Origin of the sequence: Streptomyces venezuelae, from assembly GCF_008642315.1 — a bacterium.
In the GTDB taxonomy this organism is placed as follows: domain Bacteria; phylum Actinomycetota; class Actinomycetes; order Streptomycetales; family Streptomycetaceae; genus Streptomyces; species Streptomyces venezuelae_D.
Genome location: NZ_CP029192.1, coordinates 3,611,787 through 3,638,391, shown reverse-complemented (window position 1 = coordinate 3,638,391; position 26,605 = coordinate 3,611,787). Strand labels below are relative to the sequence as shown.

General features: G+C 72.0%; 23 protein-coding genes. 17 read left to right on the top strand and 6 right to left on the bottom strand.

Annotated features, from left to right (window positions below):
- Positions 1–149: 149 nt before the first annotated feature.
- A complete protein-coding gene (locus DEJ48_RS15345) occupies positions 150–1,466 on the bottom strand; it encodes a helix-turn-helix domain-containing protein (RefSeq protein ID WP_150216658.1) in 1,317 nt (438 codons plus the stop codon).
- Between the two features lie 152 nt (positions 1,467–1,618).
- Here DEJ48_RS15345 and DEJ48_RS40960 point away from each other — a divergent pair, with 152 nt between their 5' ends.
- A complete protein-coding gene (locus tag DEJ48_RS40960) occupies positions 1,619–3,790 on the top strand; it encodes a DUF6350 family protein (protein WP_411757459.1) in 2,172 nt (723 codons plus the stop codon).
- Positions 3,791–3,883: 93 nt separating this feature from the next.
- On the opposite strand, the gene DEJ48_RS15335 is transcribed toward DEJ48_RS40960, so the two are convergent.
- Positions 3,884–4,717 carry a hypothetical protein gene (locus DEJ48_RS15335; RefSeq protein WP_223832057.1) on the bottom strand — a complete coding sequence of 278 codons (834 nt, stop codon included), beginning with the start codon at positions 4,715–4,717 and terminating at the stop codon, positions 3,884–3,886.
- 260 nt (positions 4,718–4,977) lie between these two features.
- Here DEJ48_RS15335 and purN point away from each other — a divergent pair, with 260 nt between their 5' ends.
- Positions 4,978–5,640: a phosphoribosylglycinamide formyltransferase gene (gene purN, locus DEJ48_RS15330; RefSeq protein ID WP_150216656.1), complete on the top strand. Its 663-nt coding sequence runs from the start codon at positions 4,978–4,980 to the stop codon at positions 5,638–5,640.
- Entirely contained in the window at positions 5,637–7,238 is a 1,602-nt protein-coding gene (gene purH / locus DEJ48_RS15325; RefSeq protein WP_150216655.1) for a bifunctional phosphoribosylaminoimidazolecarboxamide formyltransferase/IMP cyclohydrolase, read from the top strand. Before purN ends, purH begins: the two co-directional genes overlap by 4 nt.
- Positions 7,239–7,313: 75 nt before the next feature.
- On the opposite strand, the gene DEJ48_RS15320 is transcribed toward purH, so the two are convergent.
- Positions 7,314–7,943, bottom strand: a complete 630-nt coding sequence (locus DEJ48_RS15320) for a hypothetical protein (protein WP_150216654.1) — start codon at positions 7,941–7,943, stop codon at positions 7,314–7,316.
- 279 nt (positions 7,944–8,222) lie between these two features.
- On the opposite strand from DEJ48_RS15320, the gene DEJ48_RS15315 reads away from it, so the two are divergent.
- From DEJ48_RS15315 to DEJ48_RS15300, 4 genes are all read left to right on the top strand, one after another.
- A complete protein-coding gene (locus DEJ48_RS15315) occupies positions 8,223–9,077 on the top strand; it encodes a bifunctional methylenetetrahydrofolate dehydrogenase/methenyltetrahydrofolate cyclohydrolase (protein WP_150216653.1) in 855 nt (284 codons plus the stop codon).
- A 33-nt stretch (positions 9,078–9,110) separates the two neighbouring features.
- Positions 9,111–9,644 carry a DUF3017 domain-containing protein gene (locus DEJ48_RS15310; RefSeq protein ID WP_150216652.1) on the top strand — a complete coding sequence of 178 codons (534 nt, stop codon included), beginning with the start codon at positions 9,111–9,113 and terminating at the stop codon, positions 9,642–9,644.
- Between the two features lie 266 nt (positions 9,645–9,910).
- The gene (locus DEJ48_RS15305; RefSeq protein ID WP_150216651.1) at positions 9,911–11,074 is read left to right on the top strand and encodes a sensor histidine kinase; all 1,164 of its coding nucleotides are present in this window, start codon (positions 9,911–9,913) and stop codon (positions 11,072–11,074) included.
- A 13-nt stretch (positions 11,075–11,087) separates the two neighbouring features.
- On the top strand, positions 11,088–11,789 hold the full coding sequence (locus DEJ48_RS15300; RefSeq protein WP_150216650.1) for a response regulator: 702 nt from the start codon (positions 11,088–11,090) through the stop codon (positions 11,787–11,789).
- Between the two features lie 11 nt (positions 11,790–11,800).
- Here DEJ48_RS15300 and DEJ48_RS15295 read toward each other — a convergent pair whose 3' ends face one another.
- Positions 11,801–12,097: a hypothetical protein gene (locus tag DEJ48_RS15295; RefSeq protein WP_150216649.1), complete on the bottom strand. Its 297-nt coding sequence runs from the start codon at positions 12,095–12,097 to the stop codon at positions 11,801–11,803.
- Between the two features lie 535 nt (positions 12,098–12,632).
- On the opposite strand from DEJ48_RS15295, the gene DEJ48_RS15290 reads away from it, so the two are divergent.
- Positions 12,633–14,123 (top strand): XRE family transcriptional regulator, encoded by a 1,491-nt coding sequence (locus DEJ48_RS15290; protein WP_150216648.1) that lies wholly within the window; start codon positions 12,633–12,635, stop codon positions 14,121–14,123.
- A 407-nt stretch (positions 14,124–14,530) separates the two neighbouring features.
- Positions 14,531–15,520, top strand: a complete 990-nt coding sequence (locus DEJ48_RS15285) for a malate dehydrogenase (RefSeq protein WP_150216647.1) — start codon at positions 14,531–14,533, stop codon at positions 15,518–15,520.
- A gap of 92 nt (positions 15,521–15,612) precedes the next feature.
- On the opposite strand, the gene DEJ48_RS15280 is transcribed toward DEJ48_RS15285, so the two are convergent.
- Positions 15,613–17,010, bottom strand: a complete 1,398-nt coding sequence (locus DEJ48_RS15280) for an MFS transporter (protein WP_150221201.1) — start codon at positions 17,008–17,010, stop codon at positions 15,613–15,615.
- 119 nt (positions 17,011–17,129) lie between these two features.
- Here DEJ48_RS15280 and DEJ48_RS15275 point away from each other — a divergent pair, with 119 nt between their 5' ends.
- On the top strand, positions 17,130–18,047 hold the full coding sequence (locus DEJ48_RS15275; protein ID WP_150216646.1) for a LysR family transcriptional regulator: 918 nt from the start codon (positions 17,130–17,132) through the stop codon (positions 18,045–18,047).
- A 14-nt stretch (positions 18,048–18,061) separates the two neighbouring features.
- Here DEJ48_RS15275 and DEJ48_RS15270 read toward each other — a convergent pair whose 3' ends face one another.
- Positions 18,062–18,388 carry a hypothetical protein gene (locus tag DEJ48_RS15270; RefSeq protein WP_150216645.1) on the bottom strand — a complete coding sequence of 109 codons (327 nt, stop codon included), beginning with the start codon at positions 18,386–18,388 and terminating at the stop codon, positions 18,062–18,064.
- A 61-nt stretch (positions 18,389–18,449) separates the two neighbouring features.
- Here DEJ48_RS15270 and DEJ48_RS15265 point away from each other — a divergent pair, with 61 nt between their 5' ends.
- The 7 genes from DEJ48_RS15265 to DEJ48_RS15235 all read left to right on the top strand — a co-directional run bounded on the left by DEJ48_RS15265 (position 18,450) and on the right by DEJ48_RS15235 (position 26,594).
- A complete protein-coding gene (locus DEJ48_RS15265; RefSeq protein WP_150216644.1) occupies positions 18,450–18,695 on the top strand; it encodes a helix-turn-helix transcriptional regulator in 246 nt (81 codons plus the stop codon).
- Positions 18,695–19,255, top strand: a complete 561-nt coding sequence (locus DEJ48_RS15260) for a hypothetical protein (protein WP_150216643.1) — start codon at positions 18,695–18,697, stop codon at positions 19,253–19,255. The genes DEJ48_RS15265 and DEJ48_RS15260 overlap by 1 nt, the downstream gene beginning before the upstream one ends.
- Positions 19,256–19,356: 101 nt before the next feature.
- The gene (locus DEJ48_RS15255) at positions 19,357–20,886 is read left to right on the top strand and encodes an aldehyde dehydrogenase family protein (RefSeq protein ID WP_190537434.1); all 1,530 of its coding nucleotides are present in this window, start codon (positions 19,357–19,359) and stop codon (positions 20,884–20,886) included.
- Between the two features lie 138 nt (positions 20,887–21,024).
- On the top strand, positions 21,025–22,560 hold the full coding sequence (locus DEJ48_RS15250) for a GMC family oxidoreductase (RefSeq protein ID WP_150216641.1): 1,536 nt from the start codon (positions 21,025–21,027) through the stop codon (positions 22,558–22,560).
- The gene (locus tag DEJ48_RS15245; protein ID WP_150216640.1) at positions 22,557–23,660 is read left to right on the top strand and encodes a glycine betaine/L-proline ABC transporter ATP-binding protein; all 1,104 of its coding nucleotides are present in this window, start codon (positions 22,557–22,559) and stop codon (positions 23,658–23,660) included. Before DEJ48_RS15250 ends, DEJ48_RS15245 begins: the two co-directional genes overlap by 4 nt.
- A complete protein-coding gene (locus DEJ48_RS15240; RefSeq protein WP_150216639.1) occupies positions 23,660–25,627 on the top strand; it encodes an ABC transporter permease in 1,968 nt (655 codons plus the stop codon). Before DEJ48_RS15245 ends, DEJ48_RS15240 begins: the two co-directional genes overlap by 1 nt.
- A gap of 1 nt (position 25,628) precedes the next feature.
- Entirely contained in the window at positions 25,629–26,594 is a 966-nt protein-coding gene (locus tag DEJ48_RS15235) for an ABC transporter substrate-binding protein (RefSeq protein ID WP_150216638.1), read from the top strand.
- Positions 26,595–26,605 lie beyond the last annotated feature (11 nt).

Sequence of the window (26,605 nt, the reverse complement as noted above, 5' to 3'; positions counted from 1 at the left end):
TGGCGCGCAGTTCCTCGCGCCCCTTGGTTGGGGCTGTGCCGTGTGGCTTTTGTGCCGGTGGGTGGGGGTTTGGCGCGCAGTTCCCCGCGTCCCTGGCTGCGTCTGCGCCCCGCACCCCTGACTGTGCGTCGGCGACTGATCGGCGCGGGTTACTTTGCCTGGGGGATCAGGCGTTCCTGGCCGTTGGGGAGTTCCGCTCGGAGTTTTTCGCGGAGGGTGGTGTCCTCGTAGGTGAGGGGGCCCGGGCCCATGCGGGGCGGGACGCCGCTGATGGCGCGGCCGGGGGCCTGCGGGGGTTCGTAGTGGGTGGGGGCGTTCCGCAGGGTCAGGGCCGTCGCTCCGATGATCAGCGCCGTGAACGCGATGGCGGCGCGGGTCCAGAAGCGGGCCCGGTACTCGCTGCCGGTGCGGACGCGGTCGGCCTTCGGGAGCCTCAGCTTCTCGGCCTTGCCGACCTCCGCCAGACGCAGGTGGAGCGCCTCGGGGTCCGCCAGGTCGGGCAGGCGCTCGGCGATGGCCTCGCGGGCGTGCAGGAGGCGGTTCGCGGTGGCGGGCGTGCTCGCCTCCGTCTCGGCCGCGGTCTCGGGCAGGTCAAGGCCGATGCCGTCGTAGAGCATCAGGGTGCGGCGCTGCGCGGGCGGCAGGCTCAGGAGCACGTCGAGGAAGGCGCGGTCGGCCGGCTGGGCGGGCGGCGCGTCCGGGTGGCGCTGGCTGGGGCGGAAGCGGTGCCAGGGGGACATCGCGTACTCGTACGCCGCCGCGCGGACCCACCCCGCCGGGTCCCGGTCGATCGCCACCTCCGGCCAGCGCTGCCACGCCAGCTGGAAGGCGCGCTCCACCGACTCGTGGGCGAGGCCGCGCCGTCCGGTGAGCAGATACGTCTGGCGTACGAGACCGGGGGCGCAGCGGGCGCACAGGGCGTCGAAGGCCTGGGCGGGGGTGAGGTCCGGGTGCCTGGCGGTCTCGGGGCGCGTCACGCGGACCGGGAGCGGGCGGATGTGGCCGTTGGCGGCGGGAGCGGCGGACGCCAGGGGGGCGGGGGTCCGCGGCTTCGCCGCGCGCTTGGCTGCCGGTTGCGGTCGTGAAGTCGACTTTCCGCCTGGGGTGGGCTTTGTCCGGACGGGGTGCCTGTGTGTGGTGGGGGTGGGGGTGGGAGCGGGGGTGTTCGTGGGAGTGGGGGGCTTGGCGTCCTTGGTCACGGTCTTCGCGAAGGTTGTTTTGGCTTCCTCCGCCGAACGTCGCCGCTCCTCCGGGCCCGCGTTCCCGTTTGCGTTTGCGTCCAGGAGTTTCGCGTACGTCTCGCGCTTGCGGCCGCGCGGGTTGGTGCGGCCCGTTTCCCAGGAGCGGACCGTTTCACGGGTGACGCCGATCTTCGCCGCGAGATCGGCATGGCTCAGCGACTTCGCCTCGCGCAGCCTGCGGCGTTCCTTGGGGGACGGCAGAGGCGTGGCAGGGCTCTGGGGCATCTCGGAATCTCCGCACCGTGGGCCGACGTACGGCGGGTTTGCCGGGCGGAGCCGACCTGCCGTACGAAAAAGTACATAAACGTATATTGAGCGACACATCCGATATTCGCCTGTTACGGGAAGAAAGCGCGTGTCGTTGGGAGCATGGCCGGGTGACCCAGACGACCGATCCCCACGCTTCGTCGCCGCCCGTGGAACCGTTGCGCGGACGGGCCCGCGACCGTTCTCCCGCCCTCGCCACCTGCGTACTGGGCGGGGCCGTCGCCGCGGGCCTGGGGCTCGGGTCGTTCGCCGTGCTGGTGATGGTGCTGTGGATCAGCTCGCCGTACCCGGACAGCGGGCCCGACGGGGCGCTGCACGTGGCGGCGGGACTGTGGCTCCTCGCGCACGGCACGGAGCTGATCAGGACGGACACGCTCTCGGGCGCGCCCGCACCGATCGGGGTGACGCCGCTGCTCCTCGTCGTCCTGCCGGCCTGGCTGCTGCACCGGGCGGCCCGCGACGCGGCGTCGCCCGAGGAGCGCGGGCACGCGGCGCGTACAGCGTGGTCCGGGGTGGTGGCCGGGTATCTGCTGGTCGGCGTGGCCGCGGCGCTCTACGCGACGGGTGGTGAGCTGCGGCCTGACTGGATCAGTACGGTCGTGCACGTGCCGGTGCTGGCGGCGGGGGCGGCGGGGCTCGGGGTGTGGACGGCGCGCGGGCGTCCGCGCGGGCCGCTCCCGGCGTTCCTGCGCAGCCCTCTCGCCGCCCTGCCCGGCGGGGTACGTGCCTTTCTCCGGGCCGCTCTCGTGCGCGGCTTCCTCGCCCGGCGCCTCACGGTGGCCGTCGTGCGGGCCGGGGCGGCGGCCACGGGGGTCCTCGTCGGGGGCGGCGCGCTGCTCGTCGCGGTGTCGCTGGTGCTGCACGCGGGGCCGGTTCAGGCGTCGTTCATGCAGGTCACGGACGTGTGGTCGGGGCGGCTCGCGGTGCTGCTGCTGGCCCTGGCGCTGGTGCCGAACGCCGCGGTGTGGGGCGCCTCCTACGGCCTCGGGCCCGGCTTCGTACTCGGCACGGGAACCGTCGCCGGGCCGCTCGCGGCGGGCTCGGCACCGTTGCTGCCACCCTTCCCGCTGCTCGCGGCGCTGCCGTCGCAGGGGTCCGGATCGCCGCTGACCTGGGCGTCCGCGGCGGTGCCCGTCTGCGCGGGGCTCGCGGTCGCCTGGTGCACGGTCCACGAGGCGGCGCCCGCGTTCTGCGACCGGAACGAGGCGTGGTCCCGGGGCCGCACGGCCGCGGGCGCGGCGCTGGCGGCGGTGGTGTGCGGAATCTCGACGGCGGCCCTCGCGGCCCTGGCGGGCGGCCCGATGGGCGTGGCGGTGCTGGCCGACTTCGGCCCGGTGTGGTGGCAGACGGGAGCGGCCGCGCTGGTCTGGTCGCTGCTGCTCGGAGTGCCCGCGGCACTTGGCCTGCGGGGGTGGCGCCTGCGGAGGGGGCGGGTACGCGGCGGCGGCGAGCGGGGGCTCTTGGGTCGGGTGGGGCGGTTGTGGGGGCGGGGGCCGGTCTGTGCGGAGCGGGTGGCGCACGGTGACGGGCAGGGTCAGGGGGTTGACGTCGGGGAGGGGCTCGGCTCCGGCGGGGATGAGGTCGGCCCCGGCGGGGAGGGGGCTGGCTCCGGCGGGGGAGAGGAGCCGGTCGGTGAGCGGGAACAGGCGGCCGACGGGAAGCGGCGGGCCTGGCTGTCGTGGTTCACGCTGCCCTCACTGCGACTCCCGCGCCCCCGCGGGCCACGGTCCGGGCCTACGGCCGAACCTGAGACAGATGCGCTCGCCGCCCAGACGGCCGCCGACCACGACGGCACATCAGGGCCGACGACAAGCCCCGAGCCGTACGGGAGCCCCGAGCCGTACGGGAGCCCCGAGCCGTACGGGAGCCCCGAGCCGTACGGGAGCCCCGAACCGCTGGGGCGGCCCGAGTCGGCGGGGAGGCTAACGAGCGCCAGCGCCGACGAACCTCGGCAAGCGCCGACCGCGCCGACCGCGCCGACCGCGCCGACCGCGCCGACCGCGCCGACCGCGCCGACCGCGCCGACCGCGCCGACCGCGCCGACCGCGCCGACCGCGCCGGGCGCCCCGGACGCGGCGGGCGCACCTGGCGCGTCAAACGCACCCGGCGCGTCGGACGGACCTCGCGCACCTGACGCACCGGACACGCCTGAGCAGCCCCCGACCCCTCCCACCGCCCCCGCCTGGCGCGACGAAGCCGCCCGCGAAGCCCGTTGGCAGGCGCTGAAGGAGGAAGGGGAACGGCTCTGGGAGCGGCGGACGCCACCCCCGGAGTCGTCCTGACCCCGGGAGACGCCCGGACCCCGGGACGCCCGGACCGCGGGACGCCCGGACCCCGGGACGCCCGGACCCCGGGACGCCCGGACCCCGCGTACGTCAGTCCTGTTCGCCCAGCAGCGGTCGCAGCTGCTTCGGCAGCAAGTCCTCGCAGGACTGCTTCGACGCGCTCGTCAGCGCGTCGTCCACGCACGTGTAGTAGTCCTGGTACACCAGCTGCGCGGTGAACGTCCCGGCCACCATCAGGAGCGCCAGCGCGCCCGTCACCAGGCCGCTGATCGCAGCCGTCGTCTGCGGCCGCGTGCTGCTCGCCACAGGAGTGGCGGGAGTGGCGGGCGCCGAGGGGCCGGCGGAGCCGGTCGTGGTGGTCGCCCCAGTGGGCGCCGTCGAGGCGGAGGGTGTGGTCGGCGCCGTCGGGTCCGGTCTGCGCGGCTTGGCGCGCAGCGACTGGATCGCCCACATCGCCGCGAGCGCGCCGAGCAGCAGCGCCACGTACCGCCAGCCGAACAGGGCGAAGAAGAAGCCCCACATGCCGGAGAGCAGCGCGTACCGCGCGCGGCGCTGGGCCGGGTCGGTCGGGTCCCAGCGCATGCCGCCGCCGTTGCCGCCCGGCGCGGAGGGGTCCTCCTTGCCGGGGCCGTTCTGCTGGCGGGGGCGGTCGCCGAACCCGCCCTGCGAGCGGCCGGGCTGGCGGTCGCTCCACTGACTGCCCCACGGGGACCCGTGGCCGCCGCCCCCGGAGTCGTCGCCGTCCGGGGCGGAGTCGCCCGAGGGGCGGCGCGGCCGCCACGGCCGGTCCGGTGTCCCCTCCGGCGGCGGCGCGAAGGGGTTGTCGTCGTCCTTGCCCGTTCCCTGGGCACCCGGGCCCCGGGACTCGGGTCCCTGGGATTCCGGGTCCTGCGGCGGAGACGAAGGGCGGCTACGGTCCGGCATCAGGTGTGCGTCTTCCCCTTGGTAGGGCCCTTGGCAGGGCCGTGGCGGAGCCGTCGCGCGGCTCGACAACGCGGCGTTCTTCGGTATTCAGGCGCTTCCCCACAGACGCTACCTTCCGCCCGCGCCCCCGTCCCGTGAGGGGCGGGTCCGGGTGCCGGTATCGTTGCTGGCGGTCGGCCGCTTCGTAGGGTTCCCCGTATCGCGGGCCTCGAAGCCTTCGTACGACCGTACAAAGGCATCCTCCGAGAAAGGGCCCCGCTGTGGCCAAGAGCGCTGAGGTCGCGCGCCCCGAGCGCCCAGTCGAGCGCCCCGTCAAGCGTCTCGTCGTGCTGGTGTCCGGCTCGGGCACGAATCTCCAGGCCCTGCTCGACACCATCCGTGCCGAGGGCCCGGAGGGCTACGGCGCCGAGATCGTCGCCGTCGGCGCCGACCGCGACGGCATCGCGGGCCTGGAGCGCGCCGAGCGCGCGGGCGTCCCGACCTTCGTCTGCCGGGTGAAGGACCACGCGACCCGCGACGAGTGGGACGCGGCCCTGGCCGAGGCGACGGCCGCGCACGACCCCGACCTGGTGGTCTCCGCCGGGTTCATGAAGATCGTGGGGAAGGAGTTCCTCGCGCGCTTCGGCGGGCGGTTCGTGAACACGCACCCCGCGCTGCTGCCCAGTTTCCCGGGGGCCCACGGCGCGCGCGACGCGCTCGCGTACGGCGTGAAGGTCACCGGCTGCACCGTCCACTTCGTCGACGACGGCGTCGACACCGGCCCGATCATCGCCCAGGGCGTGGTCGAGGTCCGGGACGAGGACGACGAGAGCGCTCTGCACGAGCGCATCAAGGAAGTCGAGCGCACGCTGCTCGTCGATGTCGTGGGGCGTCTGGCCCGGCACGGCTACCGCATTGAGGGACGAAAGGTTCTTATCCCGTGACCGCCGAAGCTACGAACCCTGCGAACGCGAACGCCGCGAACGCGAACGACGCACAGCGCCCCATCAAGCGTGCGCTCGTCAGCGTCTACGACAAGACCGGCCTGGAAGAGCTCGCGCGCGGGCTGCACGAGGCGGGCGTCGAGCTCGTCTCCACCGGTTCGACCGCCTCGAAGATCGCCGCCGCCGGGGTGCCCGTCACCAAGGTCGAGGAGCTCACCGGTTTCCCCGAGTGCCTGGACGGCCGGGTCAAGACCCTGCACCCGAAGGTCCACGCCGGCATCCTCGCCGACCTGCGCCTGGAGGACCACCGGCGCCAGCTCGCCGAGCTCGGCGTCGAGCCCTTCCAGCTCGTCGTCGTGAACCTCTACCCCTTCAAGGAGACCGTCGCCTCCGGGGCCACCCCCGACGAGTGCGTCGAGCAGATCGACATCGGCGGCCCGTCCATGGTCCGCGCCGCCGCCAAGAACCACCCCTCGGTCGCGGTCGTCACCGACCCGAAGCGGTACGCCGACGTGCTCGCCGCGGTCAAGGCCGGCGGCTTCGACCTGACCGCGCGCAAGCGGCTCGCCGGAGAAGCGTTCCAGCACACGGCCGCGTACGACGTGGCGGTGGCGAGCTGGTTCGCGGACGGTTACGCCGCGGCGGACGAGTCGGGCCACCCCGGCTTCCTCGGCGCCACGTACGAGCGCAAGAACGTCCTCCGCTACGGCGAGAACCCCCACCAGGGCGCCGCTCTCTACGTCGACGGCACGGGCGGTCTCGCCGAGGCCGAGCAGCTGCACGGCAAGGAGATGTCGTACAACAACTTCACGGACACGGATGCCGCGCGCCGCGCCGCGTACGACCACGACGAGCCCTGCGTCGCGATCATCAAGCACGCCAACCCGTGCGGCATCGCGATCGGCGCGAGCGTCGCCGAGGCGCACCGCAAGGCGCACGCCTGCGACCCGCTCTCCGCGTTCGGCGGCGTCATCGCCGTGAACCGCCCGGTCTCCAAGGAGATGGCGGAGCAGGTCGCCGAGATCTTCACCGAGGTCATCGTCGCGCCGGAGTACGAGGACGGCGCCCTCGACGTCCTCACCAAGAAGAAGAACATCCGCGTCCTGCGGGCCCATCGGGCGCCGTCCAACGCGGTCGAGGTCAAGCAGATCGACGGCGGCGCGCTGCTCCAGGTCACCGACCGCCTCCAGGCCGACGGCGACAACCCCGCCAACTGGACGCTCGCCACGGGCGACGCGCTCAACGCGGGCGAGCTCGCCGAGCTGGCCTTCGCCTGGAAGGCGTCCCGCGCGGTCAAGTCCAACGCGATCCTGCTCGCCAAGGACGGCGCGTCCGTCGGCGTCGGCATGGGCCAGGTCAACCGCGTCGACTCCGCGAAGCTTGCCGTCGAGCGGGCGGGCGAGGAGCGGGCCCGCGGCTCCTACGCCGCGTCCGACGCGTTCTTCCCCTTCCCCGACGGCCTGGAGATCCTGACGGCCGCGGGCGTCAAGGCCGTGGTGCAGCCGGGCGGTTCGGTCCGTGACGAGCTGGTGGTCGAGGCGGCGAAGAAGGCGGGCGTCACGATGTACTTCACGGGGACGCGGCACTTCTTCCACTGACCTGACCTGATGTGAGAACGACGGTGGCCGCGCCCCTCGCAGGGGCGCGGCCACCGTCGTACGTACCCGACTCGCTCAGTAGCGCGGGCGGTTGAACCAGGCGGCGCCCGAAGGGGCGATCATCGCCGCGGCCATGATCCCGCCGAAACCTATCCAGAGCAGGGCCCAGACCAGTCCCACGGTCGTGTCGGCGTCGGCCGAACCGATCAGGATGAGCACCCCGAACAGGGCGCCGAGGATGCCGTACACCATGGTGGTGATGCGAATGCCCTGGCCCCCCTTCGAGAACTTCACGCCGAGCGTGATGGACAGCGCGGCGAGCCCGAGGAAGAGCAGGGCGACGACCAGGATGATGGCGGCGGAGTCCTGCCCGATGTCGGAGAACTCGTTGTCCCCGAAGGTGTCGGACGCCGCGTCCGAGGCGTCGTTGACGGTGGCGGCAGCGAAGATCGCGAAGATGCCGATGAGGACCTGCACCGCGGCGACGATGAACAGGAACACACGAGCGGTCATCATCAGACCCGGCATCGACTGCTGCATCATGTTGCCGCCCGGGTAGCCGGGGTACGCCGGCTGCTGCGGGTAGCCGTAGGGCTGCTGCGGCGGGACGCCGGGCGGGCCCTGCTGGGGGTAGCCGTATCCGGGAGCGGCCGGGGGCTGCTGGGGCGGCTGCCCGTATGGGTTGTTCGGGTCGCCGTAACTCATGGCGGTCTTCCTCCGTCGGGTGGTGCGGGGACGACGCGGCACACCACGGAGGAAGGTTCTACAGATGCGGTCCGTCCCCCCGACACTGCCCGCGGCACTGTGCCGCTCATCGTTCTTTAGGCCTGGCTTATTTGTCCAGTCACATTCGGTATGTGTTGTGCAAGTGCAACCTCGCTGATCAGCGGCTGAAATGGCCCAGCGGACCCGGCGGGTGACCGCGGTCGCGCCGGGGGGCGCCCTGATTGGTACCGGGCGGGTCTCATCCGGGAAGATGGGGGCATGACCGCCCAGATTCTCGATGGCAAGGCCACCGCAGCCGCGATCAAGTCCGAACTGACCGCCCGCGTGGCGGCCCTGAAGGAGAAGGGCGTCACGCCCGGACTCGGTACCGTCCTGGTCGGCGACGACCCGGGCAGCCAGAAGTACGTCGCGGGGAAGCACCGTGACTGCGCGCAGGTCGGCATCGCCTCCATCCAGCGCGAACTGCCCGCCACCGCCTCCCAGGAGGAGATCGAGGCGGTCGTCCGCGAGCTCAACGAGGACCCGGCCTGCACCGGATACATCGTCCAGCTCCCGCTCCCCAAGGGCATCGACGAGAACCGCGTCCTGGAACTCATGGACCCGGACAAGGACGCCGACGGCCTGCACCCGATGAACCTCGGCCGGCTCGTCCTGAACGAGCCGGCGCCGCTGCCCTGCACCCCGTACGGCATCATCCGGCTGCTCCGGCAGCACGACGTGGAGATCAAGGGCGCCGAGGTCGTCGTGGTCGGCCGCGGCGTCACCATCGGCAGGCCCATGCCGCTCCTGCTCACCCGCAAGTCCGAGAACGCCACGGTCACCCAGTGCCACACCGGCACCCGTGACCTCGCCGCCCACCTCAGGCGGGCGGACATCATCGTGGCCGCCGCGGGCGTGCCGCACCTGATCAAGCCCGAGGACGTGAAGCCGGGCGCCGCCGTCCTGGACGTGGGCGTCTCGCGCGACGAGAACGGCAAGATCGTCGGCGATGTCCACCCGGGCGTCGCCGAGGTCGCGGGCTGGATCTCCCCGAACCCGGGCGGCGTCGGCCCGATGACCCGCGCCCAGCTCCTGGTGAACGTCGTCGAGGCCGCGGAACGCGCCGCGCGCTGAAGCCGCGCGCCGAACAGGAGAGGGACGAGGGTGATGAGCGAGACCACGGGCCCGGAAGCCGAACCGGGCAGCGCCTCGGAAACCGGGCCGGGCAGCACCTCGGAAGCCGCACCGGGCGGCGCCGCGGACGTTCCCCGGGCCAAGGGCGCGGTCAGCGCGCCGGGCCCGGACGGCCGGCCGCGGAAGGTGTCGCGCCGCTTCCCGCTGTTCACACGGGACACCGCGCGTCCCGAGGGCGGCGGCCGCGCCGCGGCGGGCGACGCGCCCGCGCCGGCCCGGCAGTGGCCGCTGCTCAGCGTCGTCTCGCTGGTCGGACTCGGGCTGCTGCTCACCGCGTTCGACGTGTTCCGCGTCGGCACGCTGCTGATCGGTCTCGCCCTCATCGGCGGTGCCGTGCTGCGCTGGGCGCTGCCGGACGTCGGGATGCTCGCCGTCCGCTCGCGGTTCACGGACATGGTCACGTACGGAGTGCTCGGCGTCGCCATCGCGCTCCTCGCGATGATGGCGCAGCCCAGTCCCTGGCTGGTGATTCCGTTCCTGGACGACACGCTGCACTACACGATCTAGACAGACGCAGTGCCGAATGGTGGCCCGTCCTCCCCCGAGGGGACGGGCCACCGCCGTGCGGACCGGGCCTTCCCCCGTGCGGTCTCCCGACGGCCGCGGTCCTGTGGTGCTGGTCCCACAAACTACGGGCGCCCCGTCCCTCACGTCGTCCCGTCCTGGTTGTAACTCCCCCTGCTCCCGCGGCGGTATACGGCCGGTTCCTACAACTTCCGCGGTACCGCGGCTGGTTGACGTTCCGGCCCCCATATGCGCGTTACGCTGCGGCGATGCGGATCCGCCCCCTCGCTGTCGACGCATTGATCGCGGTCGCCCTGACCACGGTCGCCGTGCTGCTCGGCCAGGAGTCCGTCAAACAGGGCTGGATCGCCCTCGACCCCCTGGGATACGCGCTGGTCGCGCTGGTCTGCCTGCCGGTCGCGGTCCGCGGCAGGGCCCCGCTCACCGTCTTGCTCGTCGTCCATCTGGCGTGGTTCGTCTACGTCACCGTCGGCTACTGGCCAGTGGTCGGCACGTTCGGCCCCATGCTCACCGTCTACACGGTCGCCTCCCTGCGCTCCCCACGCGTCTCCCTCGCCTGCGCCGCGCTGATGGCCACCCTGTGGATCTACGCCGGCGCGATCAGCGAGGGCGCGTCGATGCCGTCCGTCGTCGGCCAGGCCGTCGGCTTCTCCCTCGTCCTGTGGCGCTTCGGGTACGTCGCACGCCGGTCGGCCGAACTGGCCCGGCAGTTGAAGCGCGAGCAGGACGAGCGGGCCCGCCGCGAGGTCGCGGAGGAACGTGGACGCATCGCGCGCGAACTGCACGACGTGGTCGCCCACCACATGTCGGTGATCTCCGTGCAGGCGGGCCTCGCGACGTTCGTCTTCGGCTCCGACCCGGCGACCGCGCGCGCGGCGCTCGGCACCATATCCGGGACCAGCGGCGAGGCACTCGAAGAGCTCCGCCGCATGCTGCGCGTCCTGCGCGCCGAGGACGGCGAGCACACCGGCGACGAGCCCGCGGCCCCGATGCCGGGTCTGGCCCGCCTGGACGAGATGGTCGAGCGGGTCCGCGCGGGGGGAGTCCCCGTCGAACTGCGGGTCACGGGGACACCGCGGCCGGTGGCGCCCGGTATCGAACTGTGCGCGTACCGCGTGGTGCAGGAGGCGCTGACCAACGTACTGAAACACGCCCGCGGAGCCGCCGCGACCGTCGAACTCGCTTACCGGCGCGGGCACATCGAGGTCTCGGTCACCGATGACGGGCAGGGGGTGATTCAGGACAGAGTGCGGACGGGCAGTGGACACGGCTTGATTGGGATGCGGGAGCGGGCCAAGCTCTACGGCGGGGCGATCAGTATCGGCCCGCTGAGCGAGGGGGGGTTCGCCGTGCGACTCACCCTGCCGACCTCGGCGCGGGCCGCGGCGCGGGGGGACGACGCAACGGAATGAGCCGGGTGACCGGATGAGCTCACGTATCAGGGTGCTCGTCGTCGACGACCAGTTCCTCATCCGCGCGGGGCTGGTGGGGCTGCTGCGCGCCGCGCCCGGCGTCGAGGTCGTGGGGGAGGCGGGCGACGGCGAGGAGGCCGTGGCGCTCGCCGCGCAGACCCGCCCCGACGTCGTCCTCATGGACATCCGGATGCCGGGCATGAACGGCATCACCGCCACCGAGAAGATCCTTGGACAGGCGGGCGAACCGGCGCCGCGCGTGCTGGTCCTGACGACGTTCGACCTCGACGAGTACGTGTACGGGGCGTTGCGCGCCGGTGCGTCCGGTTTCCTGCTCAAGGACTCGGGGCCCGAACGGCTGCTCGCGGCCGTGGCGGCGGTCGGCGGCGGCGACGCGCTCTTCGCGCCGAGCGTGACGCGGCGGCTCGTCGAGGCGTTCGCCCGGCAGACGGCGGGTCCCGGCGCCGACGACGCGGAGCCGCCGCCCGACCTCGGGGCGCTGACCCTGCGCGAGGTGGAGGTCCTGAAGCTGATCGCGGGCGGCCTCACCAACGCGGAGATCGCGGAGCGGCTCTACATCAGCGAGGCCACGGTCAAGACCCACCTCAACCGCACGATGAGCAAGCTCGACCTGGACAGCAGGGCGCAGGCGGTGGTGGTGGCGTACGAGACGGGGCTCGTGACGCCGGGGGCGGGGCCGGGGAACGGCCGATGATCACGTTCTGATCAGCAGGTGACGACCTTGCCGTAGGAGCCGCGGCCCCAGTTCCACTCCCACTGCTCCTTGTTCTGGTACGTCAGGCACGGCGAGTCGCTGCCCCAGTCGATGACGACCTTCAGGTGCATGGCCTGACCGCAGAGGTTGGTCACCTTCACGTACTTGCGGTGCTTGACGACGTCCCGCTTCACGCACGCGGGGGCGGTGCCGGACGTCGCCGACGCGGCGGGGGGCGTCGCCAGGGTGGCGCCCAGGAGGGCGGCTGCGGCGAGGACGCCGCCGGCGAGGCGCTGACGGTGCTTCATGTCGGGCTCCTTGGATTCTCTTCGGAGGTGCGGCTGCGGATGCCGCAGACCGACTCTGCCGAGTACGTGGGTTCCCAAGGCCGCAAGACATGCGGGAAACGGCCGACATCGCCCTTTCGGGGACGGTGCCCGTCCTCACCCCCGAGAGAGGACGGGCACCGCCGTTCGGGCTCGACCAGAGTCATGGACCCGCCAAGTGTGATCAAGGGGTGTTGATCCCTGTGGCACGGAGGTGACCATTCCGCAACGGGTGACGTGGGGCGAATCATGCATTCCGGAAGGTTCGGGAGGTCTCGGCCGGTGCCCGGGGTTCCGCATCGTGGAGGGGTGCCGCGGTGGGAGACTGGGCCTGACCGCGGGCAGTGCGGGGAGTGCGGCAGCGCCGCCGGTGGCCCGAATGCTCCCGTGCGCCTCTCGCCCGGGAACTGACATCCCGGCTCCGCGCATCCCACTGGGTAGTCCAGGGACGGCGCGGGGTCGACGCGGGGACGGCGCGGGGGCAGAACAGGAACGCACGGGGGGATGAGGGGGAGCAATGCCTCGTTGGAAGGCGCTACCGGACGAGCTCGACCCGGAGGTCAGGGAGTTCGCCGGCCAGCTGCGCAGGCTGGTCGACCGCAGCGGGCTGAGCATCGCGGCGGTGTCCGACAGGACCGGCTACAGCAAGACGTCGTGGGAGCGCTATCTGAACGGGCGGCTGCTCGCGCCCAAGGGGGCGATCGTCGCGCTGGCCGAGGTGACCGGGACGCCGCCGGTGCACCTCATCACCATGTGGGAGCTCGCGGAGCGGGCGTGGAGCCGCTCCGAGATGCGGCACGACATGACGATGCAGGCGATCCGCATCTCGCAGGCACGGGCCGCGCTGGGGGAGACGGGCCCCGACCCGATGAGCGGGTCCGGCAAGGCGGACGGCAAGGGAGCGCCCGGGAAGACGCCGAAGGCGCCCAAGGCGCCCAGGCCTGGGAAGACCGAGGGCAAGCGGGACGCGCAGCAGGACGCGAAGCGGGGCGCGCAGCAGGACGCGAAGCAGGACGTGACGCAGGACGCGACGCGGGACCGGCAGGCGCCGGGCCGGACGGCGCCGGGTGCGCAAGCCCCGGGTGTGCAAGCACCGGGCGGGCAGGCCCCGGGTGCGCAGGCCCCGGGTGTGCCAGCGCCGGGCGGCCAAGCGCCGGGCGGCCGGGCCCCGGGGCGGAAGGCGGCCGGGAACGCGCCCTCCCCGTGGCCGTCGCCGCCTTCGCAGCCCTCCTACCCCGGGCAGCCGTCTCCGCAGCCGCCTGCCCCCGGGGGCAGGGGCGCGGCGCGCAACGGCTCCGGCGGTGGTGCCGGGCCGGTGACCGGGGTGGCGGGTCCTGCCGGGGTGTCGCCCACGGTGGGGCCGCCCTCGGTCGGTTCGTACGGGGCGTCCAGCTCGTACGGTGACGTCTCGGCGTCCGCCTTCGGCGCGGCCGGGAGCCCCGGAGGCCCCGGAGGTCCGGGCGCGCCCGCAGGTCCCGGCGGTCCCGCGGGATCGCCCGACAGGCAGCGGCGGCGCCGGAAGCTGACGATGTTCCTCGCGGGCATAGTCGGGGCCCTCGTGGTCATCGCCGCCGCGGTCTTCATGACCGGGTTCGGCGGCGACGACAAGGGTGACGACAAGGCGAAGCCGTCCGTGACGCCGACCAAGAAGGACACGGACCTGCCCGCCGGGGTCGAGTGCAGCGGCAAGGCCTGCGCGGGCAAGGACCCCGAGAACATGGGCTGCGGCGGTGAGCTGGCGAAGACGACGGCGCGGGCGACGATCGGGCAGACCCTGGTCGAGGTGCGGTACAGCAAGGTGTGCGGCGCCGCGTGGGCGCGGATCACCCAGGCCACGCCGGGGGACGAGCTGACGATCACGGGGCCGGGCGGCGGTGCCGGGGCCAAGCAGAACAGCACGGTGAACGAGGACTTCGACGCGTACACGCCGATGGTGGCCGCCGAGTCGGGGACGGCCGCGAAGGCGTGCGCGACACTCACGACCGGCAGGACGGGCTGCACCGCGTAACCGTCCCAGTGGCGATTCGCGGGCGAAGTCGCTGGTCAGCGGGGTGAGTTGGGGTGCAGGGAAGAAAGTTGAGAATTTGGGGGCATGACACGTGACTCCGAGGGCAGGCGAACCGTACCCCCACGGGAGTGGTCACACCCCCACGGCGGCCGCCACGCTCCCCCCCCCCTCGTGGCGGCCGCCCCCCTTTTTTTGGGGGCGGCCGGAGCTGTGGGCCGGGCCACACCGACCCGGCGGCCAGGGGTGGCCGGGGCGCGATAGCCTGACGGCGGATCTCTCTTGATGCCAAGAGATCGATCATCGAGAGGCGATCGAGGACTCGACGCGGTGTCGGCGGGGATCCAGGAACAAGGGGATCCGCGGAAGCGACCAGGGACCCCACCGCCAGCTGTCTTACGGAGATCGCCATGACCCGCACTCCCGTGAATGTCACCGTCACCGGCGCGGCCGGCCAGATCGGCTACGCGCTGCTCTTCCGCATCGCCTCGGGCCACCTGCTCGGCGCGGACGTGCCGGTCAACCTGCGCCTTCTCGAGATCACGCCGGCGCTCAAGGCCGCCGAGGGCACCGCCATGGAGCTCGACGACTGCGCCTTCCCGCTGCTGAACTCGATCGAGATCAGCGACGACCCGAACGTCGCCTTCGACGGCGCCAACGTCGCCCTGCTCGTCGGCGCCCGCCCGCGCACCAAGGGCATGGAGCGCGGTGACCTCCTCGAGGCCAACGGCGGCATCTTCAAGCCGCAGGGCAAGGCCATCAACGACCACGCCGCGGACGACATCAAGGTCCTGGTCGTCGGCAACCCCGCCAACACCAACGCGCTCATCGCGCAGGCCGCCGCCCCGGACGTACCGGCCGAGCGCTTCACCGCGATGACCCGCCTGGACCACAACCGCGCGCTCTCGCAGCTCGCGAAGAAGACCGGCTCCTCGGTCGCCGACATCAAGCGCCTCACCATCTGGGGCAACCACTCGGCCACCCAGTACCCGGACATCTTCCACGCGGAGATCGCCGGCAAGAACGCCGCCGAGGTCGTGGGCGACCAGGCCTGGCTCGCCGACACCTTCATCCCGACCGTCGCCAAGCGCGGTGCCGCGATCATCGAGGCCCGTGGCGCCTCGTCGGCCGCCTCCGCAGCCAACGCCGCCATCGACCACGTCCACACGTGGGTCAACGGCACGGCCGAGGGCGACTGGACCTCCATGGGCATCCCGTCGGACGGTTCGTACGGCGTTCCCGAGGGCCTCATCTCGTCCTTCCCCGTCACCACCAAGGACGGCAAGTACGAGATCGTCCAGGGCCTGGAGATCAACGAGTTCTCGCGTACGCGCATCGACGCCTCCGTGCAGGAGCTCACCGAGGAGCGCGAGGCCGTGCGCGGTCTCGGCCTCATCTGAGCCGACGTCCCGGGCTCGTCCGAGCCGTATGACGTCCGCGCGACCGCCCCGGCAGATCCCTGCCGGGGCGGTCGCGTGTTCTCCGGTGGCGGTCACGGCTTCTTGCCGTACCCGAGCGTGACCACCGCCGCCGCGGCGATCACCACGAACGACACGATGCGCAGCGCCGCCTCCATGCCGCCGAGGAAGCCGCCCGAGGCGTGCGAGGCCAGGGTCGTGCCGGTCACGGCCACGCCGAGCGCGGCGCCGACCTCGCGGGCCGAGGTGCTGAGCCCGGAACCGAGGCCCGCCTGGTGGGGCGGGAGCGAGCCGACGACGCTCAGTGTGAGCGTGGGCATGCACAGGCCCGTGCCCGCCGAGATGACCAGGAGCCAGCAGGCGTAGAGCGCGTAGGGCGTCGAGCCGTTCGCGGTGGACGCGCCGAGCAGGCCGAGGCCGATCAGGAGCAGGCCGCCGCCCGCCACCGCACGCGGGGGTCCCGGCAGGCGCGCGGCGAGCTTGGGCACGAGCACCATGCCGATGGTGAGCGGGATGATCGCGAGGCCGGCGCGCGCGGCGCCGTACCCCTTCTCGTACTGCAGGTACTGCGAGTTGACGTAGAAGAGCGAGAAGAGACCGAAGAAGCTCACGGCCGTGCCGAGGGTCGCGGCGCGCAGCCGCGGCGCGGCGAAGACCCGCGGGTCGAAGAGCGGGGCGCGCGAGCGCAGGGCGTGCGTGACGAAGAGCGCGACGAGGGCCGCGCCGATCGCGAACGCGGCCAGGATGCGCGCGGACGTCCAGCCGTACATCGGGCTCTCGATGATGCCGAAGAGCAGCGCGAGCAGACCGCCGGTGAGCAGGAGCGTGCCGAGGGGGTCCAGGGCGGGGGCCTTGACCGCCTTGTCCGTACGGGGCACCACCCGTGCCACGGCGAGGGCGAGCAGCGCGGCGAGCGGCACCACCACCCAGAACAGCGCACGCCAGGACAGGTACTGGCCGACGAAGCCGCCGCCGACGTTGCCCGTGAGGCCGCCGAGCCCGGCGGCGAGCGTCCAGGAGGCGACGGCGCGCGGCCGTTCCTCCTGCGAGGCGACGCGCATCAGGATCGACATGGTCGCGGGCATGACCAGCGCGGCGCCCGCGCCGGAGACACCGCGTCCGGCGATCAGCATCGCGGGGGAGACGGCGAGCGCGCTGACGGTCGCGCCCGCGGCGAAGAGGCCGAGTCCCGTGAGCAGCGCGCCCTTGCGGCCGTACCGGTCGCCGAGCGCGCCGGCCGGGATGAGGAGCCCCGCGAAGACGATGACGTACGCGTCGACCGTCCACAGGAGTTCGCTCGGCGAGGGGTGCAGTCCTGACGAGCTCAGCTGGGGGACGAGGAGGTTGATGGCGGCGACCATGCCCTGTGCGACGAGGACGCAGGCGCAGAGGGTGAACAGCGTCGTCCGCTTCAGGGGGGACGGGGCGGGCTTCGCGGGTGCGGGCGGGGCCGCCGGAGTCGGAGGCCGCAGGGCAGGTTTCAGGGCAGGCGAGGGCAAGGCTCCTCCTCGGGAGCGTCGTGGTGTGGGATGCCCTGTCACCGTAGGCTCGCCCTCGACTTGCTTTCCAGTGCAACTTTCGCAAGGGATTGATGCGTGTGACGCAATCCAGTGGTGCGGCCGGACTCGATCTCAATCTGCTGGTCGCTCTCGACGTCCTCCTCGAGGAGCAGAGCGTGTCGGGCGCGGCTCGCAGGCTGCATCTGTCGGAGCCGGCGATGAGCCGCACGCTCGGCCGTATCCGCAAGGCTCTCGGCGACCCCGTCCTCGTGCGGGCCGGGCGGCAGATGGTGCCGACGCCGCACGCGCTGGCCGTGCAGGCCGAGGTGAGCGCGGTGGTCGAGCGGGCCCGTGCGCTCTTCGCCGGGCCGGGCGCCGTCGACCTGCACACGGTCTCCCGCACCCTCTCGATCCTCGGCTCCGACGCGATCGCCGCCGCGTACGGCCCCGAGCTCTTCGCCCGCGCCGCCGAGGAGGCCCCCGGCGTGCGTCTGCGCTTCCTCGGCGAGAGTCACGTCGACGAACCCATGCTGCGGCAGGGCACCGCCGATCTGGAGCTCGGCGTGATCGACACGACGGCGCCCGAGGTGCTCGTGGAGAAGATCCGCGAGGATCGGATGATCGGCATGGCACGGCCCGGGCACCCCCTGCTGGAGGGCGAGTTGACGGCCCGCCGGTTCGCCGCGGCCGATCATGTGAACGTCTCGCGCCGAGGGCGCCTGTCGGGGCCGCTGGACGCCGCGCTCGCCGAACTCGGCCTGGACAGACGGGTGGTGGGCAGCATGGCGACGTTCTCGTCGTCCGTCTTCGTGCTGCTGCGCACGGACCTGGTGGGGCTGGCCGCGTCCTGGACCCGCCCGCTCTCGGAGGCCTTGGGCCTGGTCACCTTCGAGGTCCCGGTGGACCTGCCGTCCCTCCCGCTGGGCATGGCCTGGCACCCCCGCCACGACGCGGACCCGGCGCACGCGTGGCTGCGCGCGTGCGCGCGGGAGCTCCTCGCGGCTGTGTAGCCCGCATCTCGCGGCTACGCGGCCTGGATCGCCGCCGCCTCCTTGGACAGCTGCACCGCCGACACCAGGCTCAGGCCCGGCTCGGCCCGGCGCAGGGCCTTGACCGCCTGGACCGAATCGGCGGGGCCCGTGCACCCGGCGTCGGTGATCCGGCGCAGGGCCCAGCGGCCGCGCACCTCGGCGTCCGGGACGGCGGCGGCGCGGGCGAGGAGCTCCGCCGCGCGTTCCAGCCCCGGGCGCTCCCGCTCGTCGGCCGTGGCGAGCGCTTCGCGCAGCTCGGCGGCGACCACGTCCGTGTCGCGCAGGGCGATCACCATCAGTTCCGGTTTGGTGCCGAACATGTCTCCCGCTCCCTGATGTCAGTCATTGCTCTTGTCCTCGTGAATGTAGTACTTCTTATACATGAGCGAGCAAGTGCACAACAGGTTGGCGATGGTGCGCGCCGAACGGAAGGTGTCGCGTCAGAGCCTGGCCGAGGCAGTGGGAGCCCACTACCAGACCATCGGCTACATCGAGCGCGGGCAGTACAACCCGAGCCTCGACCTCGCGCTGAAGATCGCGAAGCACTTCGCACTGCCGGTCGAGGCCCTGTTCTCCCTCGAACCGTTCCGCCCGCTCACGGACGAGGTCTACGGGAGGGACCACTGATGAAGACCGACGAGCCCACCATCACCGGCTACGACCGGCGCATGTACGCGATCATGAACCGCCGAGAGGCCGCCCCGCTCCACGCCACCGCGGCCCGCCGCAAGACCGTCGTCGTCACGCACATGGTGCTGACCGCGGTCGGCATCGCGTGCTGGCTCTACTCCGTCCTCGGGGACGAGCGCTGGGCCACGTTCGGCATGCTCGGCATCCTCCTGCCGTGGTGCGTGGCGACCGGCGTGATCAACGGCGCCACCCGCGGCCTGCTCGAACTGCGCGTCCGCGCCCTCGACGAGCGCCAGCGCGCCGAGAAGAACCGCGTGGCGGCCCGCGCGCAGTACGTGATGATGTGGCTGCTGCTCGCCGCCACCGTCTGCACGGGTCTGGCCGGTTTCGCCGGGGTGGACATCGAGGGGCTGATCTTCCCCGTGCTGTTCAGCGTCTTCGTCGTGCACTGGCTGATGCCGCTGTGGCTGGCCGGTCTCATGGCCGAGGACGACCTGCCGGACGAGGATCTGCCGGACGGAAACCTGTCCGACCAGGCACTTCCGCGCGAGGTCTGAAACACGCGCAGTGACACGCCGCACTTTCGGCCATCGAACGTGCATGCTTTCTTCCGCTCAGGGCAGGTGCACCCGGCTACCGCGAGTGACAGGCGGGGCATATGACAGGAACGGAAGGCAAACGGGACGTGTCCGCACAACAGACCATCCATGTGGACGGAGAGTGGCGTGCCGCCATCTCCGGCGCCACCCGCGACATCCTCGACCCGGCGGACGCCAAGACGTTCGCCGTGATCGCCGAGGGCGGATCGGAAGACGCGGACGCCGCCATCGCAGCCGCCCGCAAGGCCTTCGACGAGGGCCCCTGGCCGACCACGCCCGTGGCCGAGCGCGCCGCGCTGCTGCGCCGCGTCGCCGACCTCCTCGTGCGCGACCGCGAGGAGATCGGCCTCCTGGAGAGCCGTGACGCGGGCAAGACCCTCGAAGAGGGCCGCGTCGACGTGGACTGCGTCGCCGACGCCTTCCGCTACTTCGCCGACCTGGTGATCGGCGAGGGCGCCGGCCGCGTCGTCGACGCCGGCTCCGACGACATCCACAGCGTCGTCGTGCACGAGCCCATCGGCGTCTGCACGATGATCACGCCCTGGAACTACCCGCTGCTCCAGGCCAGCTGGAAGATCGCGCCCGCGCTCGCCGCCGGCAACACCTTCGTCATCAAGCCCAGCGAGATCACCCCGCTGACGACGGTCGCGCTCATCGAGCTGCTCGTCGAGGCGGGCCTCCCGGCCGGTGTCGCGAACATCGTCACCGGACCCGGCCACACCGTCGGCGCCCGGCTCGCCGACCACCCCGACGTCGACCTGGTCTCCTTCACCGGCGGCCTCGTCTCCGGCACCAAGGTCGCCCAGGCCGCCGCGCTCGGCGTGAAGAAGGTCGCCCTGGAGCTCGGCGGCAAGAACCCCAACGTGGTGTTCGCCGACGCCTGCGCCACGGAGGAAGGCTTCGACACCGCCGTCGACCAGGCCCTGAACGCCGCCTTCATCCACAGCGGGCAGGTCTGCTCCGCCGGTGGCCGCCTCATCATCGAGGAGTCGGTCCGCGAGCGCTTCGTCGCCGAACTCGCCCGCCGCGCACGGAAGATCAAGCTCGGCCGCGGCACCGAGGACGGCGTCGAGTGCGGCCCGCTCGTCTCGCAGCAGCAGCGCGAGAAGACCGAGATGTACGTCGCCTCCGCCCTGGAGGAGGGCGCGGTGCTCCGCTCCGGCGGCAAGCGCCCCGAGCCGAGCGACGTGCGCCCCGCCGAGGGGTACTTCTACGAGCCGACCGTGCTCGACCAGTGCCACCGCGAGATGAAGGTCGTACGGGAAGAGGTCTTCGGGCCCGTCCTCAGCGTCGAGACGTTCCGCACCGAGGACGAGGCCGTCGCGCTCGCCAACGACACCGAGTACGGCCTCGCGGGCGCCGTGTGGACCAGCGACCAGGGCCGCGCGAGCCGCATGGCCCGCCGGATGCGCCACGGCACGATCTGGATCAACGACTTCCACCCCTACCTGCCGCAGGCGGAGTGGGGCGGCTTCGGCAAGAGCGGTGTCGGGCGCGAGCTCGGTCCCGCGGGCCTCGCCGAGTACCGCGAGTCCAAGCACATCTACCAGAACCTGGCACCGGCGCCGGTGCGCTGGTTCGGCGGCTGACGGCGGCCGGACAGAGCCGGACAGAGAGAGGTGCGCGGGGCGGGAGGTCCGCCCCGCGCAACACGTTGGAGCAAGCACCCCCCGCTCATTACGCGCAAGCACCTTGGCACGACCTCGCAGGAAGAGGAGTACGTACGCATGTCTGACCAGACCGAGTTCGACTACGTCATCGTCGGTGGCGGCACCGCGGGATCGGTGATCGCGTCCCGCCTCACCGAGAACCCGGACGTCACCGTCGCCGTCATCGAGGGCGGCCCCAGCGACGTCGACCGGGAGGACGTCCTCACGCTGCGCAAGTGGCTCGGCCTGCTCGGCGGCGAGCTGGACTACGAGTACACGACCACCGAGCAGCCGCGCGGCAACTCGCACATCCTGCACAGCCGCGCCAAGGTCCTCGGCGGCTGCTCGTCGCACAACACCCTGATCTCCTTCAAGCCGCTGCCGTCCGACTGGGACGAGTGGGAGGCGGCGGGCGCCACCGGCTGGAACGCCAAGGCCATGGACCCGTACTTCGGCAAGCTGCGCAACAACATCGTGCGCGTCGCCAAGAAGGACCAGAACCAGATCGCCACCGACTGGGTCGAGGCGACGAAGACCGCGCTCGGCGTACCCGAGGTCATCGGCTTCAACGACAAGCCCTTCGACGAGGGCGTCGGCTTCTTCGACCTCTCGTACCACCCGGAGAACAACAAGCGCTCCTCCGCCTCCGTCGCCTACCTCCACCCCCACATGGAGGCCGGTGACCGCCCGAACCTCCACCTCTTCCTGGAGACCTGGGCCACCAAGCTGGAGCTGGACGGCAAGACCGCGCGCGGCGTCCACATCCGTACCAAGGAGGGTGTGGAGAAGCTCTTCACCGCCCGCCGCGAGGTGCTCGTGTGCGCCGGCGCCGTCGACACGCCGCGGCTGCTCATGCACTCCGGCATCGGCCCGAAGAAGGACCTCGAAGCCCTCGGCATCCCCGTCGTCCACGACCTGCCGGGCGTCGGCGAGAACCTCATCGACCACCCCGAGTCGGTCATCGTCTGGGAGACCAACGGGCCGATCCCCGGCAACTCCGCGATGGACTCGGACGCCGGTCTGTTCGTGAAGCGGGACCCGGACCACAAGGGCCCGGACCTCATGTTCCACTTCTACCAGATCCCGTTCACGGACAACCCGGAGCGCCTCGGCTACGAGCGCCCCGAGCACGGTGTCTCGATGACGCCGAACATCCCCAAGTCCCGCTCCCGCGGCCGTCTGTACCTGACGTCGGCCGACCCGGAGGTCAAGCCCGCCCTCGACTTCAAGTACTTCGAGGACGAGGGCGACTACGACGGGCAGACGCTCGTCGACGGCATCAAGCTGGCCCGCAAGGTCGCCGAGGCCGAGCCGTTCAAGAAGTGGCTCAAGCGCGAGGTCTTCCCCGGCCCCGAGATCACCGACGACGCCGAGATCAGCGAGCTCGTCCGCAAGGCCGCGCACACCGTCTACCACCCGGCGGGCACCTGCCGAATGGGTGCTTCCACTGATGAACTCGCCGTGGTCGACCCGGAGCTGAAAATCCGGGGCCTGGCAGGAATCCGTATCGCGGACGCATCCGTCTTCCCGACGATGCCCGCCGTGAACCCGATGATCGGAGTACTCATGGTCGGGGAGAAATGTGCCGAGATCCTTGGTGGTGACGGCCGATGAGCGAGGCCACCGTGACGACCACGGACCAGCACGAGACGCCCGCGGGCGGGCCCGTCTTCGCCGTCAAGAACCTCTGGAAGGTCTTCGGCCCCAAGGCCGAACGAATACCGGACGACACCGCGCTGCACGACCTGAGCCCCGCGGAACTGCGGGAACAGACCGGCTGCACCGCCGCCGTGCGTGACGTGTCCTTCGAGGTCAACAAGGGCGAGGTCTTCGTCGTCATGGGCCTGTCGGGCTCGGGCAAGTCCACCCTCGTACGCTGCCTGACCCGGCTCATCGAGCCGACCTCCGGCACCCTCGCCATCGACGGCGAGGACGTCCTCGCCATGGACAAGGCCCGCCTGCGCGAACTCCGCCGCCACCGCGCCGCCATGGTCTTCCAGCACTTCGGGCTCCTGCCGCACCGCACGGTCCTCGACAACGTCGCCTACGGCCTGGAGATCCAGGGCGTCGGCAAGGCCGAACGCCGTGCCAAGGCCCTCGAAGTCGTCAAGAAGGTCGGCCTCGAAGGGCTCGAACAGCGCAAGCCCGGCCAGCTCTCCGGCGGCCAGCAGCAGCGCGTCGGCCTCGCCCGCGCCCTCGCCGTCGACCCCGAAGTCCTCCTCTTCGACGAGCCGTTCAGCGCCCTCGACCCGCTGATCCGCCGCGACATGCAGGAAGAAGTCGTCCGCCTGCACCGCGACGAAGGCCGCACCATGGTCTTCATCACCCACGACCTCAGCGAGGCCCTCAAGCTCGGCGACCGCATCGCCCTGATGCGCGACGGCCGCGTCGTCCAGGTCGGCACCCCCGAGGAGATCGTCGGCTCCCCGGCCGACGACTACGTCCGCGACTTCGTCCGCGACGTCGTCCGCGCCGACGTGATGAGCGTCCGCAGCGCCATGCGCCCGGCCGACGACGATGAGGAGAACCGCGGCGCGGCCCTCGCCCCCGACGCCAAGGTCTCCGAGGCCATCGAGGCCGTCGCCCGCTCCGGCTTCCCGGTGCGCGTGATGGACGGCAAGCGCTGCCTCGGCGTGGTCGACCACGAGGGCCTGCTCGCCGTGGTCGCGGGCACGGCGCGGACAGCTCCCGGCAAGGGCGAGGTGGTCGCCTGATGGCCACCGCCACCGCCTCCAGTCCCGTACGAGATACGGGAATCGGCGCGCTCCTGCGTCACCGTGCCGTCGGCAAGCTCCTGCTGCTCGCCGTCGCCGCGGCGGTCCTCGTGCCGATCGTGAACGCCAAGTGGGCCTCCGGCGCCTGGCCGGACGCGCTCACCGTCGACCTGACCGAGCCGCTGGCCAAGACCACCGACTGGATCATCGACAACCGCGACAGCCACCCGCTGTTCATCTACTTCCTGGGCCACGTCAGCAACGCCATCGTGCTCTCCGTGCGCGGCGTGTACCTCGTGCTGCTCGCCGCGGGCTGGGCCGGCGTGACCATCGGCGCCGGCCTGATCGCCTGGCGCGTGGCGGGCGTCAAGCTCGCCGTCCTGGCCTCGTCGGCGTTCGCCGTGTGCGGCCTGCTCGGCATGTGGGTGCCGACCATGCAGACCCTCGCGCTGATGATCGTGGCGGTCCTCGCCTCCGTCGTCATCGGCCTGCTGCTCGGCCTCGCGGGCGGCCTCAACGACCGGATCTTCCGCATCCTGCGGCCGGTCCTCGACACCATGCAGGTGCTGCCTGCCTACGCCTACCTGCTGCCGTTCGCCCTCGTCTTCGGCATGGGCGTCCCGGCCGCCATCATCGCGACGGTCGTCTACGCCGCCCCGCCCATGGCCCGCCTCACCGCGCTCGGCCTGCGCGGCGCCGACGGCGGCGTGATGGAGGCGGTGACCTCGCTCGGCGCGACCGGCCGGCAGCGGCTCTTCTCCGCGCGCCTGCCCCTCGCCCTCAAGGAGCTCCTGCTCGGCCTCAACCAGACGATCATGATGGCGCTCTCGATGGCCGTCATCGCGTCGGTGATCGGCGCGGGCGGTCTCGGCGACCGCGTCTACCAGGCGCTCTCCACCGTCGACGTCGGCCAGGCGCTCGCCGCCGGCATCCCGATCGTGCTGCTCGCCGTGGTCCTCGACCGCGTGACCGGCGCGGCCGGGGAGCGCACGGGCGCGCACGCCGAGGACACCTCGCCGCTGCGCGGCTGGCGCGGCTGGTCGGTCGCCGCCGCCCTGACGGTCGTCGTCGCGCTCGTCGCCCGCTTCGCGGACCGCGTGGACTGGCCGACCGACTGGGTCGTCAACATCGCCCCTTCGGTCAACACCGCCAAGGAGTGGATGGTCGACCACATCTACACCGGCGTGCCCGTCGTGGGCGGCACCGCGGACTGGGCCGCCAACTTCACCACCTGGTTCCTCAACCCGCTCAGGGACGGCCTGCAGGGCCTGCCCTGGTGGTCGGTGCTGCTGGTCGTCGCCGCGCTCGCCTGGCTGATCGGCACCTGGCAGACCGCGCTCACCGCCGTCGCCGCGATGGCCGCGATCGGCGTGCTCGGCGTGTGGGACAAGTCCCTCGACACGCTCGCGCAGGTCCTCGCCGGTGTCGCCGTCACGCTGATTCTAGGCTTCGCCATCGGTATCGCGGCCTCCCGCAGCAAGCGGTTCGAGAGCCTCCTGCGCCCGGTGCTCGACGTGTTCCAGACGATGCCGCAGTTCGTGTACCTCATCCCGGTCGTCGCCCTCTTCGGCATCGGCCGTGCCCCCGCGGTCGCCGCCGCCGTCGTCTACGCGCTGCCCGCCGTCGTCCGCATCACCACGCAGGGCCTGAGCCAGGTCGACGCCGCCGCGATGGAGTCCACGCGCTCGCTCGGCGCCACGAGCTGGCAGCAGCTGCGCAAGGTCCAGCTGCCGCTGGCCCGCCCCGCGCTCATGCTCGCCCTCAACCAGGGCGTCGTCCTGGTCCTCGCCGTCGTCGTCATCGGCGGCCTGGTCGGCGGTGGCGCGCTCGGCTACGACGTCGTCTTCGGCATCGCGCAGGGCGACCTCGCGACCGGCCTGGTGGCCGGTGCCGCGATCGTCTGCCTCGGGCTGACGCTCGACCGCGTCACGCAGCCGACGGAACGCCGCGCGAAGAAGGGAGCGTGACATGCGAGTTCGTACGCGTGTCATGAGTGCCGTCACGGCCGGCGGCGCGCTCCTCGCGCTCTCCGGCTGCGGCGCCGCCGACATGAGCAAGCAGGCGTCGCCGTACGCGAACGCCGAGGGGGCCAAGACGGTGACCCTCTCGGTCCAGTCGTGGGTCGGCGCGCAGGCGGACGTCGCCGTCGCCGAGTACCTGCTCAAGAACGAGCTGGGCTACCGCGTCGACAAGGTCCAGATCGACGAGGTCCCGGCCTGGGACGCCCTGAGCCAGGGCCGCGTCGACGCGATCATGGAGGACTGGGGTCACCCGGACCAGGAACAGCGGTACGTCAAGGACAAGAAGACGATCGTGCCCGGCGGCGACGTCGGCGTGACCGGACACATCGGCTGGTACGTCCCCACGTACTTCGCGAAGAAGCACCCGGACGTCACCGACTGGAAGAACCTCAACAAGTACGCGGATCAGTTGAAGACGTCCGAGAGCGGCAGCAAGGGCCAGCTCATGGACGGCTCCCCGTCGTACGTGACGAACGACAAGGCGCTCGTGCAGAACCTCGACCTGGACTACCAGGTCGTCTTCGCGGGCTCCGAGGCGGCGCAGATCACCCAGATCGAGCAGTTCGCCAAGCAGCAGAAGCCGTTCCTCACGTACTGGTACAAGCCGCAGTGGCTCTTCGAGAAGGTGCCGATGACGGAGGTGAAGCTGCCCGAGTACAAGGAGGGCTGCGACGCCGACCCGGCGAAGATCAAGTGCGCCTATCCGCACACCCCGCTGCAGAAGTACTTCAACGCGGACTTCGCGAAGAACGGCGGCGACGCCGCGAAGCTCCTGAAGAACTTCAAGTGGTCGGAGGAGGACCAGAACGAGGTCTCCCTGATGATCGCGGACAAGAAGATGTCCCCGGATGACGCGGCCAAGGCGTGGATCGACAAGAACGAGTCGAAGTGGAAGGCGTGGCTGCCCAAGTAGCGGCCCGCTGA